General features: G+C 46.0%; 19 protein-coding genes. 5 read left to right on the forward strand and 14 right to left on the reverse strand.

The window, feature by feature from the left end; translation table 11 throughout:
* Positions 1-37 precede the first annotated feature (37 nt).
* From EV213_RS14590 to EV213_RS14615, 6 genes are all read right to left on the reverse strand, one after another.
* Positions 38-268, reverse strand: a complete 231-nt coding sequence (locus EV213_RS14590; protein WP_133581290.1) for a hypothetical protein — start codon at positions 266-268, stop codon at positions 38-40.
* A gap of 425 nt (positions 269-693) precedes the next feature.
* Positions 694-1200 carry an acyl-CoA thioesterase gene (locus tag EV213_RS14595; protein WP_133581291.1) on the reverse strand — a complete coding sequence of 169 codons (507 nt, stop codon included), beginning with the start codon at positions 1198-1200 and terminating at the stop codon, positions 694-696.
* Between the two features lie 17 nt (positions 1201-1217).
* A complete protein-coding gene (gene treR, locus EV213_RS14600; protein WP_133581292.1) occupies positions 1218-1943 on the reverse strand; it encodes a trehalose operon repressor in 726 nt (241 codons plus the stop codon).
* An 8-nt stretch (positions 1944-1951) separates the two neighbouring features.
* Positions 1952-3607: an alpha,alpha-phosphotrehalase gene (gene treC, locus EV213_RS14605; RefSeq protein WP_133581293.1), complete on the reverse strand. Its 1656-nt coding sequence runs from the start codon at positions 3605-3607 to the stop codon at positions 1952-1954.
* 89 nt (positions 3608-3696) lie between these two features.
* Positions 3697-5121: a PTS system trehalose-specific EIIBC component gene (gene treP, locus EV213_RS14610; RefSeq protein ID WP_133581294.1), complete on the reverse strand. Its 1425-nt coding sequence runs from the start codon at positions 5119-5121 to the stop codon at positions 3697-3699.
* 48 nt (positions 5122-5169) lie between these two features.
* Positions 5170-5652, reverse strand: coding sequence for a PTS sugar transporter subunit IIA (locus EV213_RS14615; RefSeq protein ID WP_133581295.1), 483 nt, complete (start codon positions 5650-5652; stop codon positions 5170-5172).
* A gap of 278 nt (positions 5653-5930) precedes the next feature.
* Between EV213_RS14615 and EV213_RS14620 the strand changes: the two genes are divergently transcribed.
* Positions 5931-6695: an IclR family transcriptional regulator gene (locus EV213_RS14620; RefSeq protein ID WP_133581296.1), complete on the forward strand. Its 765-nt coding sequence runs from the start codon at positions 5931-5933 to the stop codon at positions 6693-6695.
* 345 nt (positions 6696-7040) lie between these two features.
* Here EV213_RS14620 and EV213_RS14625 read toward each other — a convergent pair whose 3' ends face one another.
* The 3 genes from EV213_RS14625 to EV213_RS14635 form a co-directional block, all read right to left on the reverse strand.
* On the reverse strand, positions 7041-7430 hold the full coding sequence (locus tag EV213_RS14625) for a hypothetical protein (protein ID WP_133581297.1): 390 nt from the start codon (positions 7428-7430) through the stop codon (positions 7041-7043).
* Positions 7427-7636: a helix-turn-helix transcriptional regulator gene (locus EV213_RS14630; RefSeq protein WP_133581298.1), complete on the reverse strand. Its 210-nt coding sequence runs from the start codon at positions 7634-7636 to the stop codon at positions 7427-7429. The genes EV213_RS14625 and EV213_RS14630 overlap by 4 nt, the downstream gene beginning before the upstream one ends.
* 86 nt (positions 7637-7722) lie before the next feature.
* Positions 7723-8601, reverse strand: a complete 879-nt coding sequence (locus EV213_RS14635; RefSeq protein ID WP_133581299.1) for a LysR family transcriptional regulator — start codon at positions 8599-8601, stop codon at positions 7723-7725.
* A 116-nt stretch (positions 8602-8717) separates the two neighbouring features.
* On the opposite strand from EV213_RS14635, the gene EV213_RS14640 reads away from it, so the two are divergent.
* Entirely contained in the window at positions 8718-9812 is a 1095-nt protein-coding gene (locus EV213_RS14640; protein WP_133581300.1) for a citrate synthase/methylcitrate synthase, read from the forward strand.
* Positions 9813-9875: 63 nt separating this feature from the next.
* Here EV213_RS14640 and EV213_RS14645 read toward each other — a convergent pair whose 3' ends face one another.
* Positions 9876-10064 (reverse strand): hypothetical protein, encoded by a 189-nt coding sequence (locus tag EV213_RS14645; protein ID WP_133581301.1) that lies wholly within the window; start codon positions 10062-10064, stop codon positions 9876-9878.
* Between the two features lie 292 nt (positions 10065-10356).
* Here EV213_RS14645 and EV213_RS14650 point away from each other — a divergent pair, with 292 nt between their 5' ends.
* Positions 10357-10941, forward strand: a complete 585-nt coding sequence (locus EV213_RS14650) for a GNAT family N-acetyltransferase (protein ID WP_424923060.1) — start codon at positions 10357-10359, stop codon at positions 10939-10941.
* 231 nt (positions 10942-11172) lie between these two features.
* Positions 11173-12363 carry an ROK family protein gene (locus EV213_RS14655; RefSeq protein WP_133581303.1) on the forward strand — a complete coding sequence of 397 codons (1191 nt, stop codon included), beginning with the start codon at positions 11173-11175 and terminating at the stop codon, positions 12361-12363.
* Positions 12364-12905: 542 nt separating this feature from the next.
* Here the strand turns inward: EV213_RS14655 and EV213_RS14660 are convergent.
* Complete coding sequence (locus EV213_RS14660) at positions 12906-14852, reverse strand: glycoside hydrolase family 127 protein (protein WP_133581304.1); 1947 nt, start codon at positions 14850-14852, stop codon at positions 12906-12908.
* Between the two features lie 122 nt (positions 14853-14974).
* Here EV213_RS14660 and EV213_RS14665 point away from each other — a divergent pair, with 122 nt between their 5' ends.
* A complete protein-coding gene (locus EV213_RS14665) occupies positions 14975-15796 on the forward strand; it encodes an AraC family transcriptional regulator (protein WP_133581305.1) in 822 nt (273 codons plus the stop codon).
* A 9-nt stretch (positions 15797-15805) separates the two neighbouring features.
* Here the strand turns inward: EV213_RS14665 and EV213_RS14670 are convergent, their stop codons facing one another.
* The 3 genes from EV213_RS14670 to EV213_RS14680 form a co-directional block, all read right to left on the reverse strand.
* Positions 15806-16648, reverse strand: a complete 843-nt coding sequence (locus tag EV213_RS14670; RefSeq protein WP_133581306.1) for an SDR family oxidoreductase — start codon at positions 16646-16648, stop codon at positions 15806-15808.
* Between the two features lie 35 nt (positions 16649-16683).
* The gene (locus EV213_RS14675; protein WP_133581307.1) at positions 16684-18300 is read right to left on the reverse strand and encodes a glycoside hydrolase family 43 protein; all 1617 of its coding nucleotides are present in this window, start codon (positions 18298-18300) and stop codon (positions 16684-16686) included.
* A gap of 132 nt (positions 18301-18432) precedes the next feature.
* Complete coding sequence (locus EV213_RS14680) at positions 18433-19356, reverse strand: AraC family transcriptional regulator (RefSeq protein WP_133581308.1); 924 nt, start codon at positions 19354-19356, stop codon at positions 18433-18435.
* Positions 19357-19360 lie beyond the last annotated feature (4 nt).

A 19360-nucleotide genomic window follows, 5' to 3' on the forward strand; every position in this document is an offset into this window, starting at 1 on the left:
CTTTTTTGTAAAAAAGCATAGAAAAAATCCACAAACCTCAGCTTGTGGATAAATCCTTCTTATTCATGTTGTTTCGTTTCGATTCATTGTTTCGATCGTATAGAAAAAGTGCTCGTCCTAGCCAAAATTGGACAGCCGCGAGGGTAAACAAACAAACGCTTAATAAGGTATCGGTTTCCAAATAAAGAATTGCTCTCATGGCTAATAAAAAGCTCACTATGAGGCAACACGCACTTCCGAAAGCAAATGTATTAATTGGTTGGTTCAAAAGCCCATCTCCTTTAGTGCATGCTTGTCTCGTCCTGTTTTTTACTATTATGCAGGAGATGAACGTTTTATGCTTCAGGCTTTTGAGAAACGCTCGCTTTCTTCGTTGCTTTGCCTTGTCCGGTGCTCATTGCCCTTATGGCAACTCCGCGCCTCCCAAGCCTTCGCGCCTCGAAAGACAAGCGTTTTCAATGCGCCTGATTGCGGGGACTTTTAGTAACGATCGTTTTCTTCGTTGCTTTGCCTTCTCCGGTGCTCATTGCCCGTATGGCAACTCCGCTCCTCCCAAGACTTTGCGCCTCGAAAGACAAGCGTTTTCAATGCGCCTGATTGCGGGGACTTTTAGTAACGATCGCTTTCTTTGTTGCTTTGCCTTCTCAGGTGCTCATTGCCGGCAAAGCAACTCCGCGCTTTACTGTGAATTCATCATGACGGGGTTTCCATCGACACGGCGTCGGCAAGCAACTTGCTTTGTTTTCTCCGTTCGACACGTCTTGATGCTCTCTCTTCAGCTGTTTTATGCAGCATTCGTTCTTCTTCGCTTTCTGGCAAAACGCCTGGCACCGCTTGCTTTTGGCCATCATTATCAAAAGCCACGAAGGTCAAAAACGCTGTGTTCGCCAGTCGCCTTTTGCCTGTGCTCAAATCTTCAGCGATGACCTTCACAAACACTTCCATAGAGGAGGTGCCTACCCAGGTCACATACGATTCGAGCGTGACGGCTTCATCCAAGCGAATTGGTGTCAAAAAATCCACAGAATCCATCGAAGCGGTGACGACGTTGGCACGGCTATGTCGAGACGCCGAAATGGAGGCAATCTCATCCATATAACTCAACAATTTTCCGCCAAACATTGTGCCGTGGCTATTCGTATCTATGGGAAAAATGCGATTCGTTTTCACTGTTCTTGAAGCGGCGCAAGGTTTTTTCATGAACGGTCTCCTTTTTCTTACCCATTCGTTCGGCGTGCGAAATCAACAAAGCGAAAGCGATCGAGGCGATGTCGGGATTCTGTGTACTGGAGCGGGACTGCATCCTTTACATAGACCGTCGAACGGACAACCACAAGATGGGACGCTCCATGCATATCAAGGAAGGATTCGTCCTCAGCTGTCGTTTCTTCAGCAACCATTTCTCTTTGTGAGAAGGCAATCGAAAGCCCCAGCTGCTGCTCAAAATAAGCAAACACGGAGTCTTCTGCAATGGATTTTGTGAGTGTAGGTACAAACGATTGCCGAATAAAGTCAGTGTCCAGAATGACGGCTTCATTGTCAAATGTTCTTGTTCTCACAAGTTTCCACACAAGCTCCTCAGCTCCGCACGCTAACTTTTCCATCAGCCAAGCTGGCGGTTCAATCAACGTTAACTCATGGACTCGGGTAACGGGTCGTTGTGACGGGGGCAGGCTGGACACGAGCTCTTTAAAACTGACGAGTCCGGACATCGGTACGTCTAAGCGATGAACATCCAGTACGATGGATCCTTTGCCTTGGACTTTTTGAATATAGCCGTCTTGTGACAGGCGATCCAACGCTTTGTGGACGGTGCTTCTTGAGGTCGCGTAGGTCGCAGAAAGATCATGTTCTGTCGCAAGGCGCTCCCCTGGAGACCATTGCCCTTCTTTAATTTGACTAGCGATGTCCTGATAAATCGTCTGGCTAATGTTCATTCGCATCTCCTCAATTATGAAAGCTCATAGACGATGGATTCATATGGACGTAACGCAATGCTTTCAATCGCAGTCGCCGAATCCTCATGTGTAGATACGACAATCCGTGCATCGACGTCCGTGAACGATGTTTGGAAAGTGAGTGGTTTGGCACGAAAATTGCTGACAATAAGCCAACGTCGCTGACCATGCTCGCGTACATACGCAAACACATCGGGATGGGCGGCGTCGACCAAATGAAAACGTCCCTCTGTAATAAGATCATCGGTCTTTCGCAACTTTATCAGCTTTTGATAATGATAAAACACTGACGTTGGTTTCTCAAGTGCTGCCTTGGCATGAATGCTGTCGGCGTTTTTCGCCATCGGAATCCAAGGTTCTCCCTCAGTAAAGCCAGCATTTGCATCCTCATTCCACTGCATCGGTGTTCGTGCATTATCCCGCGATTTTTGCGCGAGGATGGCCATGATGTCTTCTTCTGACACACCTTTCTCCTTCAGGGAGTTATAGGCGTTTTTCGTTTCTACATCTCGGTACTGCGTGATGGACGTGAAGCCCGGGTTGGTCATGCCAAATTCCTCACCCTGATACACATAAGGGGTCCCTTTCAAAAGATGAATGGTCGTGGCGAGCATCTTTGCAGCAGTGTCACGATACTCTCCATCATCCCCGTACCGTGAGACGACTCTTGGCTGGTCATGGTTGCACCAAAATAACGCATTCCAGCCACCGCCTTCATGCATATGCGTTTGCCAGTGCGAGAGAATACGCTTCAACTCAACCAAGTCGAACGGATAATTGGTCCACTTTTCCCCATCCTTATAATCAACCTTTAAATGATGAAAATTAAACACCATATCCAATTCTTCAGAGGAAGGATGTGTATATTGAACGCAATCCTCGACATTTGTTGACGACATCTCACCAACGGTTATCGCGTTGTATGGCTTAAACACAGCTTGATTCATTTCATGCAGATATTCGTGGATACGTGGTCCATCGGTGTAAAAACGCCTGCCATCTCCCTTGTCATCCGACGGGAAAGTTTGGTTTTTGGATATCAAGTTAATGACATCCAAGCGAAAGCCGTCCACGCCTTTGTCCAGCCAACGTCTCATCATTTCATAGACCTCAGCACGCATCACGCTGTTTTCCCAATTCAAATCTGCTTGCGAAACATCAAAGAGGTGCAGATAATGCGCCTTCGTTTCAGAATCATAGGCCCAAGCTGATCCACCAAATTTGGACTGCCAATTGTTCGGCAGCTCGTCCTCTGGCGTGTCCTTCCAAATGTAATAGGAGCGATACGGGTTGTCTACAGACGACCGAGACTGCCGAAACCAATCGTGTGCAGTTGACGTATGATTAATAACGATATCCATCATCAGCTTCATGCCACGGCCATGGGTCTCCTCCAATAGCTGCTCAAAATCAGCCATCGTGCCGTAGTCCGAAAAAATTTCCTCGTAATTAGAAATATCATAGCCGTTATCATTTTGTGGAGAGGCATAAATTGGCGTCAGCCAAATCATATCAATGCCCAGTTCCTTTAGGTAGTCCAGCTTCTGAATAATGCCTTGCAAATCCCCAAGGCCATTCCCGGTCGTGTCTTTAAAGCTCTTCGGATAAATTTGATAGACGGTTGCCCGTTTCCACCATGGTTCAATCATGCTGCCACATCCTTTGCCCAATCTCTTAGTGGTTTATAGAAAAAAGTGTGGGTTCGGACATATTGTCCATTACACCCACACAGAAGATATTATGCTTTTGACTTTGTAAATCTTGTTGCAATCCGACCGTATAAGAAGGTCAGTATAAATGGAACGATGAGACAGATCGCCATCGCAATCGCATAGATCGCCCAGAAATTTTGCGGAATCGAGAAGAAGGCCGGGATACCACCAACTCCGACACTTGATGCAACAACACCGTTCACGGCTATAAACATGCCTGCAATGGAAGAGCCGACAAGCGCCATAATAAACGGATACATAAAGCGGAGATTAATCCCGAACATTGCTGGTTCAGTGACACCAAGGAAAGCCGAAAGCGCCGATGTTCCAGACAAAGACTTTAAATTTTTATTTGTTGTCACGAAAATAATGGCAATGGCTGCTGCCCCTTGCGCGACGTTAGAAAGTGCTAGAATTGGCCACAACGGTGTGCCTCCTGCTGCAGACAACTGTAAATCAACAGCGAGGAACGTATGGTGCATTCCTGTCATCACAAGTGGTGCATATAATGCGCCGTACAACAAACCAGCAACAACGGCATAGTTGTCAAACAACCATGTAAACCCGTCCGTAATATAACCGCCAAGCGTGAATGCGACCGGTCCGATAAACACAAAGGACAGGAAGCCTACAACGAGGAGAGAAACCGGTACGACGACGAGCAGCTGTATGGAGTCTGGAATGACCCGCTTTAACAGCGCTTCTAACTTTGCCAAAATGTAAGAGGCAAAAAGCATCGGCAAAACTTGCCCCTGATAGCCTAACTTTTGAACATCCATACCAAAAATGTCCCAAACAGGAATCTCATCAGCAGGCGTACTGGCATACGCCCAAGCGCTTAATAGGCTTGGATGGACAAGAATTAGACCAAGCACGACCCCTAGCAGTGGGCTTCCACCAAAGCGAGTCATAGCCGACCAACCAATCAATGCGGGCAAAAATGTAAACGCCGTGTTGGCGATAACATTAATCATATCGGCAATACCGGCCCATTGAGGGTATTCTGTGACGATATTCGAGCCGTCAAAGAAAATATCGTTCCCTGTTAACATATTGTTAATCCCAAGCAGCAAACCGGCCATAACGATGACGGGCACGATTGGGATAAAAATATCCGCAAGCGTTTTAATTAAGCGTTTTAGCCAATTTTGCTGGTCTGCGGCAGCGTCCTTCACATCTTGCTTTGACGACTCACCAATCCCCGCAACTTCTGTCATCTTTTGGTACACTTTATCAACAGTGCCTGCGCCGATGACGACCTGGTACTGTCCATTGGCAGAAAAAGCCCCTTTTACGAGCGGATTCGCCTCGAGCTTCTCCTTATCTACTTTGCTTTCATCCTTTAAGGCAAAACGTAAGCGTGTTACACAATGTGTCGCCGCTGAGATATTGTCTTTTCCCCCGACACCTTCAACAATATCCATGACGTTCGACTCGTTAATCTTTGCCATGTCCTTGACCCCCTCTTTTTTAAAAACGCTTACCTAGCGTTCGTATGCCTATTTTTCTACGTACATAATTTCTGTTTCGCCTTTGCTTGCCGTTTGGCCAAGCTTCTTATCAAGCGAAGACACTTCATTTGTAATCACAATTGGCGTAATGGTTGAATTGGCTTTTTGTGCAACAATGTCAAGATCGACGGTAATCAGCAAATCCCCAGCGGATACTTTATCGCCTTGCTTCACGTGCGCCTCAAACCCTTCGCCTTCAAGAGCAACGGTTTCTAGCCCAATGTGTATCAAGTATTCAATACCTGAAACAGATTGAATACCAATGGCGTGCTTTGTTGGGAACAATTGCAAAATTTCACCATCCACTGGCGATACAACTTCTCCGCTGTCTGGCTTGATGGCGACCCCATCCCCCATCATCTTTTCAGAGAATGTAGGATCTGGCACTTCCTCTAGCCCGACAACCTGTCCTGACATTGGTGAAACGACCTTATCAGATGTAGATTTTTGACCAAATAACTTTTTAAACATGAACACAACCTCCTAAGGATATGTGATCGATTTATAAAATTTGTGTATACGTTTTCTATAGATATGATAATTTGTATATACAAATTCGTCAACCGATAAAATTTTCTAGTTATATATTCCCCTGATTAGATACTTACAATCCTCAAAGCTACGAATGAATGTTTTAGGAGAAGGTTTTAGAATACCGAAAAAAAGGAAAAGTATATCGTTTCCCTCAAGAACATACCTTCAGAGGACAACCTCCTTGAAGCGAGAAACAAGAAAGGATTTGGCATGACATGAACAATTTTTTGCATGAGGCCTCAATTGACGCTGTAATTACCGTTTTGCGAGCATTTGAGCCAAATGACTTTGAACATACGGTGCAGAGCATTGCACAAAAAACTGGATTAAACGAAAAAGACGTTCAACATACCGTAGCAATGCTTCTAAAAAAGCAATTGCTTTATTATCAAGAAAGTCACAGCATGTACTGCTTAAGTAAGGAAATGTATGTCATGGGGGTCGCAGCTGGTGAATCTTTGACGTTGAGAGAAGCCGCTAAACCATGGATGGAAGAGCTACGCAACCTCACTAAAGAAACCATTCATTTGTACGTATTGGACGGAGTGGAGCGCATGTGCCTTGAACGCTTTGAAGGACAAAACGAGATCCGCTTGTGGGTAAAAGTCGGAACAAAGCTCCCTTTATGGGATGGAGCTGCTGGCAAAGCCATTTTGGCCTATCAATCAGAATCCTTTATCACATCCATCGTTCATGAAAAGGTGGCGTCGTTCGCCCGCCAACCACTAGTAGAAGAGCTTGAACGTATCCGTCAAAATGGCGTTGCGGAAAGTATCGATGGGCGAGAAGTCGGCACCTCCTCCATTTCCGCACCCATCATGGATGCACAGCACAATGTACTTGCGAGTCTCTCTATTTCAGGCGCAACCACTCGCTTTACACCTGAACGAATCGAAGCTTTTTCTCGCCTAGCTCACGGCTATGCACACACGATTTCCACCGAGCTTGGCTACAACGAACCCATGCGAAATTTGTTGTAGAAGGTTTCGAGTGACCGGGCACGAAACTTCTTTTTCCGGGCACTCTATCCACTTTATCGGACACCTCATCGTGATTTCCGGGCACTTTCATTGCTTTTTCGGGCACTCGACCCTGGTTCGGGCACGAAGCCTCCTTTTTCGGGCACTTTGTCCGCTTTTCCGGGCACACCATCGTGATTTCCGGGCACTTTCATTGCGTTTCCGGGCACTTTTATCCCCTTCTTCTTTTTCAATCACATCCAATACTTAAATTACGTAAAACTCCCGCCACTGTTGGACGGGAGTTTTGTTTATGTATCCATATGTGTCTTATATTTCGCGATCCATCAGGTGAAATTTATCGAGTTACTGGTACCGTTTTGCTACGATCAATTGAGTCGCAGGAAAAATGAATAGCGCCGCACACATCACGATGAGCAACGGAATATTTTTAACGTCATTTAGCTCCGCTACTCCTTCAGTTGCTATTAAAACGATTAGCATTACACCCAATAAAACAAAATAGCTGATTTTCGAGCTCACGAGCGTAATATGCTTTTCCCTTTCATCCTTGTCTGCTTCTGATTTCCCTTCAGGAGTCCCCCATACGAGGGAATTGAATAGGTACATTAGTGCCACACAGCCTAAGAAAATGGCGCCACCTTGAACCTGCCCCGTTTTCAGCCCTTCCACCACAGCAAAACCTACACTTAAGATACACACAATTGCCGAACCGTAGACAGCTATCTTTTTCATTGTTGCTCCTCCCCTGGAGTGAACTTAAACACGTCTTCCACCCTCACCTCTAGGACAAATGCGAGCTGAAAGGCAAGATGTAAGCTTGGATCGTACTTATTGTTTTCAATGGCATTGATCGTCTGACGTGAGACGTCACAGCGCTTTGCAAGCTCGTCCTGGGACAAACCCTTTTGTTTTCGCAAAGTACGAATTTGGTTATCCACAGGTTGCCCCCTTCACATTTTGTCAAATACCTTTTACATTTAGAATAGCATCAAATGCCTTTTTGTCAAATACCTTTTACATTTTATCAACCTAGGCTGTGAAAATAGTCTCCTAGCTGCTTTGAACGCGTGTCGTTTTGTCTGAAAACGGCGTACGTTGTTGTCTTGAAGGAGGGCAGCTCCTTTGTGGGAATGTCTAGCACACGACCTTCAAGGAGCTCACGCCGTACGGCTGACGAGGGCAAAAACGAAAACCCTAGACCTTCTTCAACGAAACGCTTTGTTATGTGAATTTGTGAGACCTCCATCATCTGCAAACCCGTAAAGCGGTGGTGGAGCATTTCAAGCAAAGGCGTCCAATATTCGGGGTGATTTCCTGTGAGCAGCGGCATTGTTTGGACACAATCGGCCAGTGTAACCGGTGGGCTGGACTCGGCATCGCCACCGTCATGAGGCGCAATGCAGCGCACCGCCTCCGTATAGAGCGGCAAATTTTCTACTTGCTGTTGTAAAGCAGCCATGCGACTTAATCCAAGGTCTGCCGCACCTTCTGCGACGAGCTGTCCAATAATTTCTGATTCACGAACAAGCACATTAAAGCGAACTCGTTGAGAAACACGCCGTCGATACTCGCGCAGCCAAGGAGCTAGTCGCGTATCGGCAACGACCGGGCTTACCGCAATCGTGAAGGTTTCCTCATAGCCTTCCTTGTAATTGCGCAGCTCTTGAACGCCATCATCAAGCAGAGCAAGCATGTCTTTCGCTTTAGGCAAAAAGAGGCGCCCCTCTTCAGTCAAATAAATACCTCGCCCCCGCTTTGAAAACAATTCACAGCCTAAGGAAGTCTCCAACTGGCGAATATGACCTGTTACGGTAGGCTGGGAAATGAAAAGGACCTCTGCCGCTCGATGAAAATGCTCATGCGCTGCGGCAACAACAAATGTATGGAGCCAATTGGTTTGCATCACGTTCACCTCTGATTACAATATGCTATCGATTTATACATAATACTTTATTATACGTAATCAATCCCACTTGCTACAATAAAAATAATGTTGAAATTGGAGAGGAATGAATAGTTATGGCAATTGTGAATGGGTTAGCAGACGTAGTCGCAGCAGAAACGAATGTGAGCTTAGTGGACGGAAAAAACGGCGTACTTGTCTATCGAGGTCATTTTGCCGCTGACCTTGCCAGACATGAACGTTATGAGGATGTGGCCTACTTGCTTTGGTACGGACAGCTCCCGTCAGAAGAAGAACGAGTCGCATTTTATGAGGAATGGGCGCAAGCGGCCACACTGCCTTCTCATGTCGAAAACCTCATTGATCAGCTGCCCGAAAGCTATGGCATGATGGAGACATTGCGTACCGCGGTATCAGCCATGGGGGAAGAAACCTACTCATGGCCAGCATCCAAATCACAAGCGCTCCGTTTGACCTCGGCCGCAACGACGATTGTTGCTCGCAGATACAGACGGTTACAAGGGCTTGATCCGATTGCACCTGACCTAAGCCTCTCTCACGTCGCTCGCTTTTTGCATATGCTTGAAGGCAACGTTCCATCAGAAGCGCACGTTGCTGCCTTGAACGCGTATATGATTTTAACAGCAGAGCACGGATTAAACGCATCCACCTTTACAGGACGTGTGATTGCTTCAACGCAATCCGATCTCGCTTCTGCCTTAACTGGAGCCATTGGTGCGATGAAAGGCCCATTGCATGGAGGGGCGCCTTCAGGTGTCATCGACTTGCTTGAAGAAATCGGGAGCGAAGAAAATGCGGAAACCGTCTTACGTGGAAAAATTGAAGCTGGTGAAAAACTTATGGGGTTTGGACATCGCGTGTACAAAACCGTCGATCCGCGCGGGCAAGCACTAAAGCAAATTACGTTAGAGCTTAAAGGCCGTGACCCTTGGTTCGATCTGGCCAACCATGTAGAAAAGATTGCCGTTGACCTGCTCGCTGAATACAAGCCCGGTCGTCAGCTTTACGCAAACGTCGAGTTTTACGCCGCAGCCATTCTCAAAGCCTTGCAGTTTCCATCGGCTCTTTTTACACCAACCTTTTCTGCGGCACGGATGGCCGGATGGAGCGCTCATGTGTTTGAGCAAAATGAAAACAATAAGATCATTCGACCGGCAGCGGAGTATATTGGCCCGATGCCAAAGGAATGAACGTATGAAAGTAAAAAAGAGGGGCGCCAGTTTATTGTGCGCTACCCTCTTTTTGTTTGTCTTTTATCGTTGTGTCTGTAATTTACTTTTCAGGTTCGGGACATCAAGAATGCCATAAACAACAGAAAAAATGACTACAAAACGAATAAAATCAAGCAGTAGCGTCTCGAGATTTAAAATTCCTGCCGTAGCTAAGGCCCATTGACTAGCAAGCGCAACCATGATGGACACAAAAATCTTCCAAAAATTCACGCTTTCCCATCCTTCCTTCGTTTTAAAAACCGCTGATCCGACGTTGTATTCATGTTGATCCCATTGTATCATTTTTATGAATTATGCGTGAAATACCTATCATATAACACGAAAAAATCACTCAGTACAAAGCATATTTTTAAAATGGGAGCTCTCCGAATTATTAACTATTCAAGTCAATACCGTTCTGGGAATAAATCCAAATATTGACGAAAATATGATAAAATATCATTAATTTGAGTCGATACCTAGCCTGTCATGCGATCAAAACGACGAAAGAGGCGAACACACAGTGAACATCCAGCCCCCCATATTAAAAGGAAAAAGAGTCGCAATTGAACCAATGAAGATCGAACATGTTGAAGGTCTTTTCGAAGCAGGGAATGATGAGCGTATATGGGCCTATATGCCAATGAAAATAGCAACCGTTGATGCTATGAAAACGTTGGTTGATAAGGCACTTACCGCGAAAGAAGAAGGCACGGAATTTCCTTTTACAATCGTTGACCTTGAGACCAACACCATTGTTGGCAGTACACGCTTTCTAGCTATTTCTGAGGCAAATCGCGGACTCGAAATCGGTTGGACGTGGCATCACCCGGGCGTATGGCGTTCACGTGTTAATACCGAATGCAAATACTTGCTGCTACGCTATTGCTTTGAAACGTTATCGACCATTCGTGTCGAGTTCAAAACGGATGCTCGTAATGGCCAATCTCAAAAGGCACTAGAGCGATTAGGCGCACTAAAAGAGGGAACAAGACGGAACCATCGTATCCTTCCTGACGGCTACATCCGCGATTCTGTGTACTTTAGCATTATTGAGTCGGAGTGGCCAAAGGTAAAGCAGCACTTGGCGCAACTTTTGGAGAGGTAAGGTTCATCTGACGAGAAAGGGGACGCTCATACACGTCCCTTCTTTTCATTTATAAAGAGAACCTCTCATATCTTGGGATCATTTTCCACAATGTATAGTTTGAACATTAAAAATGATCGTAAATATGATATCATTAAGTAAAGTAAATGAATGCGATAGAGAACACAGACCCCTTTTCCTATCGCGATAAACAGAGCCTTTCTAGAGACTGCTGTAAGGGAGATCCTCAAAATGAAAACGCTTCAAACTGGTGATCAAAATCTTGTTAAAAAAATCAATAAATCCATTGTGTTGGATGAAGTTGAGAAAAAAGGTCCGATTTCACGTGCACAGATCTCTAAGAACACGAATTTAAATAAGGCTACTGTATCCACCATGGTGGCAGAGCTTATTCAATCATCGCTTGTTCATGAAATTGGTCCCGGCCAATCCAGCGGTGGACGTAAGCCTGTGATGCTGTACTTTAATCATCGTGCAGGCTTTTCGATTGGTATTGATTTAGGAGTCTATCATTTTTTAGCCGTTCTTACCGATTTAAAGGGGGCGATTCTTTTTGAAATAAAAGAAGAGCTCAATAACCAAAACTTTGATGCGGTTTGTGATCAATTAATCGCTGTGATAGAGCGACTTATCTCTAAAGCACCAGAAAGTCCTTATGGTGTCATCGGCATTGGCATTGGAGTTCCTGGTTTGATTAGTCGTGATGGCGTCATTCGTTTCGCACCTAATTTAAATTGGACAGACGAACACATGAGACCAAGACTCGAGCAGCATTTCCACCTCCCTGTCATTATTGAAAACGAAGCCAATGCTGGCTGTCATGGTGAACATCTCTACGGGGTTGGTCAGTTTTCAGACAACATGGTGTATGCCAGCGTTGGAGCGGGCATCGGTACTGGCCTTATTCTTCAAGGAAAGTTGTATACTGGGGTGATGGGGAGCGCTGGAGAAATGGGGCACATGACCATTGAAACCAATGGAAAGAAGTGCCGTTGCGGAAATCGGGGATGTTGGGAGCTTTATGCCTCTGAAACGGCCCTGCTTTCACATGCGAAACGTTCGAATTTATATGCCACTGCTCCTCCTACTCTCAGTGACATTATCGACCAGTTACATAACGCCGACCCCGAGATATTGCAAACCATTCAGCAAATCGGCATTTATTTGGGCATCGGGCTTTCATCCATTATTCATACATTTAATCCTGAGCTCATTGTCATCGGAAATCGCATGGCCCAATTGGAAAAGTGGTTAGCCAATCCAGTCGCCCAAACGTTAGTTGATCGCGTCTCTCCTAAACAACTTGAAGGGACAAAAATTTCATACTCAACATTGAATCATCACGCGTGTGCCCTCGGGTCCGCTTCTTTTGCCACAGCTGCCTTTCTCTCCGAACACCGTGTCGCAGTGGCTACTGTATAGTGTTCTTAAAAGCTCTTGGCCGCAAATTGATACTACCAATTGACAACCAAAAGCTCTTTTCATTTTTCAATGAAACCTACGTCACTGCTGGTGAATCTCATATTTTTCCAGACCACTCGTCCACGCTTTTACTTTTAGTTAACTCGACTTTCGCACCTTACATTTGGCTGATACGCTTAGGGCGTGTCTTAAAACTCGCTAAGAGGCATCTGTCACCGCCTTTTCGTCCCTTGCTGCGTTCCTTTTCCTTGACGTACGTCCGGTACGCCTGCGAAAAAGCGCCTTGCTTGGAACGAAAATTCGGCAACTTCTGCTCCCTTCTGAGTTCTCAGACACGCCCTAGATATAATTGGGTAAACCTGAAGTTCATTGTTGGGGTTGCTTTTTATACAAGCTGCCATACGCTCACTTTCACCCTAAAGGGTACAAGTGCATCATCGATTCGAAAGGACCTCATCGTGTTTTCTTTGCTACTGGTGATTTAGATTGTAGACATTCGCTTAGGTCGTAAAGGTGATTTTCGCACTACGAAAGTTGCCTTGTTACGCTTTCTCACGCACCCAAACGAGCATCTCGCCTGGCTCACGATTGCACCATGCGTAATAGGGAACCGCTTTTAGCTGAACGAGCGTTTCTTCTGCTTTCGTTTTTTGATAAAGTCCTTCATCATTTGGCACTGCACGGTGCCCTTCCACGGTCAATGCCACAACTCCATCAAGTATGTCAGGTTCAAATGCAGCTTCTGCCACTGAAGAAGGCGAGATTGATAATGCTGGTAGATTTTTGCCGTTGTCCGCTTCTTCAAAAGCATATACAACTGGCCCGCGTTGAAAGGCAACCTTGCCTGCATTCTCCCGCAGACTTGGGTGGGCATACACACGCTGTGGAGTGAGAGGCAGCTTTAGCTCGACAACATCCCCCTTGCGCCACACACGATCGATGAGTGCATAGCCATTATGCAAAATAGAGGCAATGTCCAGGCGTTGTGCATTGACATACAGCTCTGCCCCCTCTGCCCAACCCGGAATTCGGACAGCAAACGTCCAAGACAGCTCTTGTTCCGGATGCACTTCAGTCGCGATATGTCCCTCCCATGGATAATTTGTTTTTTGCTTGAGAATGACGTCTGTTTCCTTTACACGGACGGTCGCTTCTGCGCTCATAAATAATTGATTGTACACATAATCCTCTTCAACCTCGTACATATAGCGCCCAATCGAGGCAATTAAGCGAGCTAGGTTCGGCGGGCAACACGCACAGCTATACCACTTCTGCCGGACGGGTTTGGCGTGTGAACGGTTTTCTCTGCGGTTGGACTGCTCAGGCCATACCTCCAATGGGTTCACATAGAAAAATCGTTTCCCATTCAAATCCATCCCTGAAATGGTGCCATTGTACAATGCTCTTTCCATCACATCGCCATACGCTCCTTGCTTCTCCAGCTTCATCATTCGCTGCGCCCAAAACACGAGGCCTATCGAGGCACATGTCTCTGTGTAGCATTCATCATTCGGTAAATCATAGGCAATGGTCGAAAAGGCTTCCCCATGGGTCTGAGACCCGATGCCTGCCGTCAAGTACATTTGCTTGTTCGTCACGTTTTTCCAGAGCGTTTTCGTGGCCTCCGCAAGACCTTCATCACTTTTTAGTTTCGCAAGGTCTGCCATTGCGGAATACATGTAAACGGCGCGAACCGCATGACCGACAGCTTCGTCCTGTTCTCGAACTGGCTTATGGGCCTGAGAATACCCATAGCGGCCGACGTCCTTCCACATATGTGTCCCAGAATTCTCCTCACGCTCTTCTTTTTCTATATCAAAGTAATGCGGCTGTTGGCCACGTTGATTAATAAAGTAATAGCTTAAATTGAGGTGCTTTTCATCACCGGTGACTTCATACAAGCGAAGCAATGCCAATTCAATCTCCTGATGGCCATCGTAGCCTTTTCGTTTGTCTTCTTCTAAACCAAACACAGAATCAATGTAATCAACAAATCGACACATCGCCTTTAATAGAACATCTTTGCCTGTCGCTTGATAGTAGGCAACCGCAGCCTCAATAAAATGGCCTGCCGTATACAATTCATGCTGATCACGCAGATTCGTCCACCTTTTGCCCGGTTCCTTCACCGTAAAGTAGGTGTTTAAGTACCCATCGCTTCCTTGGGCCCTCACGACTAGGTCAATTACCTCATCGGCCTGTGCTTCAAGTGTTTCATCGGCCTGATCCTCCAGCACATAGGCGACCGCTTCGATCCACTTTGCCAGGTCCGTGTCCTGAAATACAAACCCATGGTATTCTCCTTCTTTTTCCCCTGCCGCAATTTTTAGGTTTTCAATCGCATGACTTGGGGCAGCGTCTGGCAAGCGATCATTCAAGGCTTCCCACTGATAAGGGATTACATTGGTCTTGACAACATCTATTTTCTCACGCCAAAATGAGTCTGTAACGCGAACTTTCGGGTGGTAAAGGGCAAGCTTTTTATTCATAAGAAACCTCTCCTCTATTCCGATTGTTTTCCATTCACGAACACTCTACCATGCGTACTACGGCTTGTCGGTATGCGATCCTAGACAGCAGGTGGAAAATTCTGACGTAAAGGAGCAATGAAATGTCAACGACGATAGCATTTTCACTAACGTCCCCCATCACGTTTCTATCCTGTGGTGAATTTGTTTCCGATCGCCCTTTTCTTCATGACACAAGGGTAATGGATAGCTACGAGCTCATCGTTGGTATATCAGGGTGTCTACATATACGAGAAAATACAAACGCTTACAAAGTAAACCCCGGTGATTGTTTGTTGCTTTCACCGGGGAAAGAGCATGGAGGCACCTTCACAAGTCCTCCAGGATTGTCCTTTTTTTGGCTTCACATAAGACCCGAGCCCGAAAACGGAGAAAAGACGTTATCCGTCCCAACGTTTTGCACTCTTCCTCATATGGACCGTGTTCATATCTTGCTTCGACAGCTTCTTGATATTACAAGTCGACAACACTACCATCCTCAAGGCGGTGATTATTTAGCGACGGCATTGTTTATTGAATTAAGCGTACAGATGAACCCACAGCGATATAAAAACCTTGCCTCACATGACCGTGAGCTATCTGTCATGCTAGAGTGGATCCGCAACCACGTGACAGAACCACTTTCTACGCAAATTGTGGCGAAACGATTTAATTACAACAAGGACTACTTGTCCCGTTGGTTTAAAAAAAGGACAGGCGTTACATTGACAGCCTATATTCATAAAATCAAACTTGAAAAAGCCAAGATGCTTCTAGCGGAAACGAATTGCTCCGTACAAGAAATCGCATGGAATATTGGCATTCATGATGAGAAATACTTTATGAAACTGTTTAAAACCCATGAAAAGATGACGCCTACCGCTTATAGACAAGCGTATACGAACACCTTTCTAAATAGTAAATAAGTGCACCGTTTATACACCGGAATACGCCATGAAGCCACCATCCACAGGGACCGTAATGCCCGTGACAAACTGACTTTGCAGGTCATTTGCAAGCCACAGCATCACACCATGAAGATCCTCGGGTTTACCGAAACGACGCATCGGTGTTTGGCTGATGATTTTTTCAGACCTCGGTGTTAAGGAACCATCCTCATTTTTCAAAAGCTTATGATTCTGTTCAGTAAGGAAAAAGCCTGGGGCAATCGCATTGACACGAATGTTCTGTTCGGCAAGATACACAGAAAGCCATTTTGTGAAATTTTCGATGCCCGCTTTTGCTGCACTGTATGCGGGTACCTTCGTCATTGGGGATGGCGCGCTCATAGACGATATGTTAATGATCGATCCCCCGCGTCCAAGCATACGTCTGGCAAACACTTGCGATGTGACAAAGGAGCCAAGAAAGTTCACATCAAACACAAAACGAAAGCCCTCTGCAGACAAATCGAAAAAGGTGGTCACTTCATCATTATCTAAATCCTTGCTATCAAAGTATTCATTGGTCGTGATCGCTCTCGCGTCATTCCCGCCAGCGCCGTTAACAAGCACATCGCATGCGCCGTACTTTTGAAAAATCTCCTCATCAGCTCTTTCTACCTGCGCTTGATCGAGCACGTCACACTGTACGGCGATGGCCTCACCACCACGCTCCACAATTCCCGCAACAACCTTTTCCGCTTTGGACAGCGTTCGGTTCACGACCGCTACCTTCATGCCACATTCGGCTAATTTTTCTGCCATCGAGCCGCACAATACACCGCCGCCACCTGTGACAACGGCTACTTTCCCTTTTAATTGCTGTGCATTTTCCATTATTATCGCCTACCTTTGTTTACGCATTGTTTTCATTACTCGTCATGCAATTTTCCATAAAAGAAATAATCAAAATCGGCTGGCACGTTTTCGCCTGAAGTATCTTGACAGTGCATACCAACGAAGCCGCCTGTAAAGAATCCTCCTGACCTGATGTAGTCATCCGAAATTTTGTACGATTCAAACGCAGGACCGATATTTACCCAATCATCTCCATTTAATGAATAGGAGAATTGATAGTGTGGTCCACGAACGTCTACTCTTAAATATACTTCCGCCTTGTCATCCTCAATAACGACCTCATGACCGGCAATTGGTTGTGAAACAGCCGCTTGGTCACAACGAACGATATCTAACACTTTTCCTTTCGTTTCATGCCAGGTGACCTGAAGAGACGTCCAATTGTCCGTATTGTAGTAACACACCAAGCCAGCCGCCTGCTGAAACGTCGTTGGATGGACATCCAGCTTTGTTTCTGCTCTAAAATAGAAATCCTGCCAACGCCTCGCCACATGAGCTTGTGTAAACAGTGAGGTCAGGGATTCTTTCCCGTATAAACGAAGGTACCCCGCCCTATCCTTTAATGACATAATGCTGTCATCAAGTGGGATGCGTAAGGATTGAAACTCATGACTTAGCTCAGTCGAAAGAAAATCGTCCTTTGGTTCACGTTCTGGCCATGGGTGCTCTGGGATCGCTGGCCCCTCGACAGTCAAGGTCGGCTGATTTCCACCACCATGGATGTATGGCCAGTTGTCACGCCACTCCAGTTTCGCGATACTTGTCTCTCGTCCTAAAGGACAATAAAGATCACGTCCTGTTAGCGACTTCGTATCATCAGGCAATGGTCGTGCCATGAGGTAAAGCATATACCACTCGTCCGTATGGGTGTGAACAATGGATGCATGCCCTGCCTTTTGTAATGGATTTTCAGGGTATGGCCAGGACGTAATGAGGGGGTTGCTCGGATGAACCTCATAGGGTCCATGAAGTGAAGTTGACCTTGCTATGGTCGCTGCATGTTCATACTTCGTTCCGCCTTCTGCAGTGAGCAAGTAGTAATAATCCCCCATTTTATAAAGGTGCGGCGCTTCTGTCAGTTTTAGGTTCGTTCCTTTAAAAATAATTTCCTTCGGTCCTATAAGCCGTTGCTCTGTATGGTCATATTCTTGTAGAACAATTCCATAAAACGAGTGCTGATGCTGACGCTGGTCCCATACCATATTGACGACGTATTTCTTTCCACTCGGGTCATGAAACAGCGACGGATCGAATCCAGAGCTATTGAGATAAATAGGGTCGCTCCATTCCCCGTCTATTGTGTCACATGTAACAAGGTAGTTATGACCGTCCTTCCATGCCCCGGAGACCACCTTTACATCTGAATAAATCAACCAAAATTTCCCGTCATGATAGGATAGGCAAGGGGCCCATACGCCTCCTGAATTCGGGTTTCCTTTCATATCGAGTTGACTTACTCTGCTCAATGGTCGTGAAACGAGACGCCAATTCTTTAAATCCTTTGAATGAAAGATTTGAACGCCTGGGAACCATTCAAACGTTGAAACAGCTACGTAGTAATCTTCTCCATGTCTACAAACACTTGGGTCTGGATGAAAGCCTGTTAGAATTGGATTCTTAATCGTCGTCATTGATCTCTCTCCCTTTTACTCATTTTACATAAAGCGCTTACAATACTCAACAGCTTGCTTTTTGTCCAGTTTAGGCAATGGACGTGCAACATTCCATGGCATTTTCAATGTTGTTATTTACCCAAATCAGGACTATGGTCCATGTGGATACGTCGTCTGGCTTTTTTGGATCTCTCGATACTGAGATGGCGACAACCCTGACCAGCGTTTGAACTGGCGACTGAAGTGCGCCACATCCCGATATCCCATGACAAGGGAGAGCTCTTCAATCGACATTTGGCTATGCTGGAGACTTGTCTTGCAGTGGTTCAATTTACGCATGGAAACGTATTGGCGAGGAGAGAGGTGGTAGACTTGCCTGAATACTTTTTGAATGTAGGATTCACTAAAGCTCAACTCCTCTGCAACCCTCGTGACAATGCCTTTCCTTTTCGACGTCTGTTCGTGCAATGTTTCAGAAACCAAGATATATTTTTCAAGTTGTTCGGCAATGTCATAGGCAAGCTGAATGGTGTGTCCTGGCACTGCGCTCGTTTTGTCTTGTAACGACAGCGCCGTTGTTAGCGCGCCAAGCATCTCAAACATGAGCGCATAGATCGCAAGCTGATGAGAAGGCTGCTTTATCATTGCCATCAAGCGATCTAAAAACGGACGGATCTGACGAACAAGGCTTGCCCGTGCAGGATAAAAACTTTGATTAGACTGTTGAAAGAAGGGGAGGAACCAACGATCCTCCAGATTAAAATGCAGGCAAAAATAGGTGAACTCCTCTCCCGCTCCTTCGCTGGAATGTCGTACATTCGGCCGGATGAGCATCATGTCCCCTTGTTTCTGCTCGTAAAGCTCCCCGTCCACATAAAACCGCTGCGCGCCTTCTGTAACTAAATTAATTTCATACATCGCATGCTCATGAACAGGATACTCCCATCCTGCCGAAACTTTTCGAATGTGCATGCCGTACAGTTCGAAGGATGTCTTGATATTCGGAAATTTATATTCCTCCAGACGGAAGGCATCGATGGACCGCTGATCTAATGGATCTCCCTCGAATGTCATTATC

It is taken from the genome of Aureibacillus halotolerans, assembly GCF_004363045.1.
Taxonomy (GTDB): Bacteria; Bacillota; Bacilli; order Bacillales; family DSM-28697; genus Aureibacillus; species Aureibacillus halotolerans.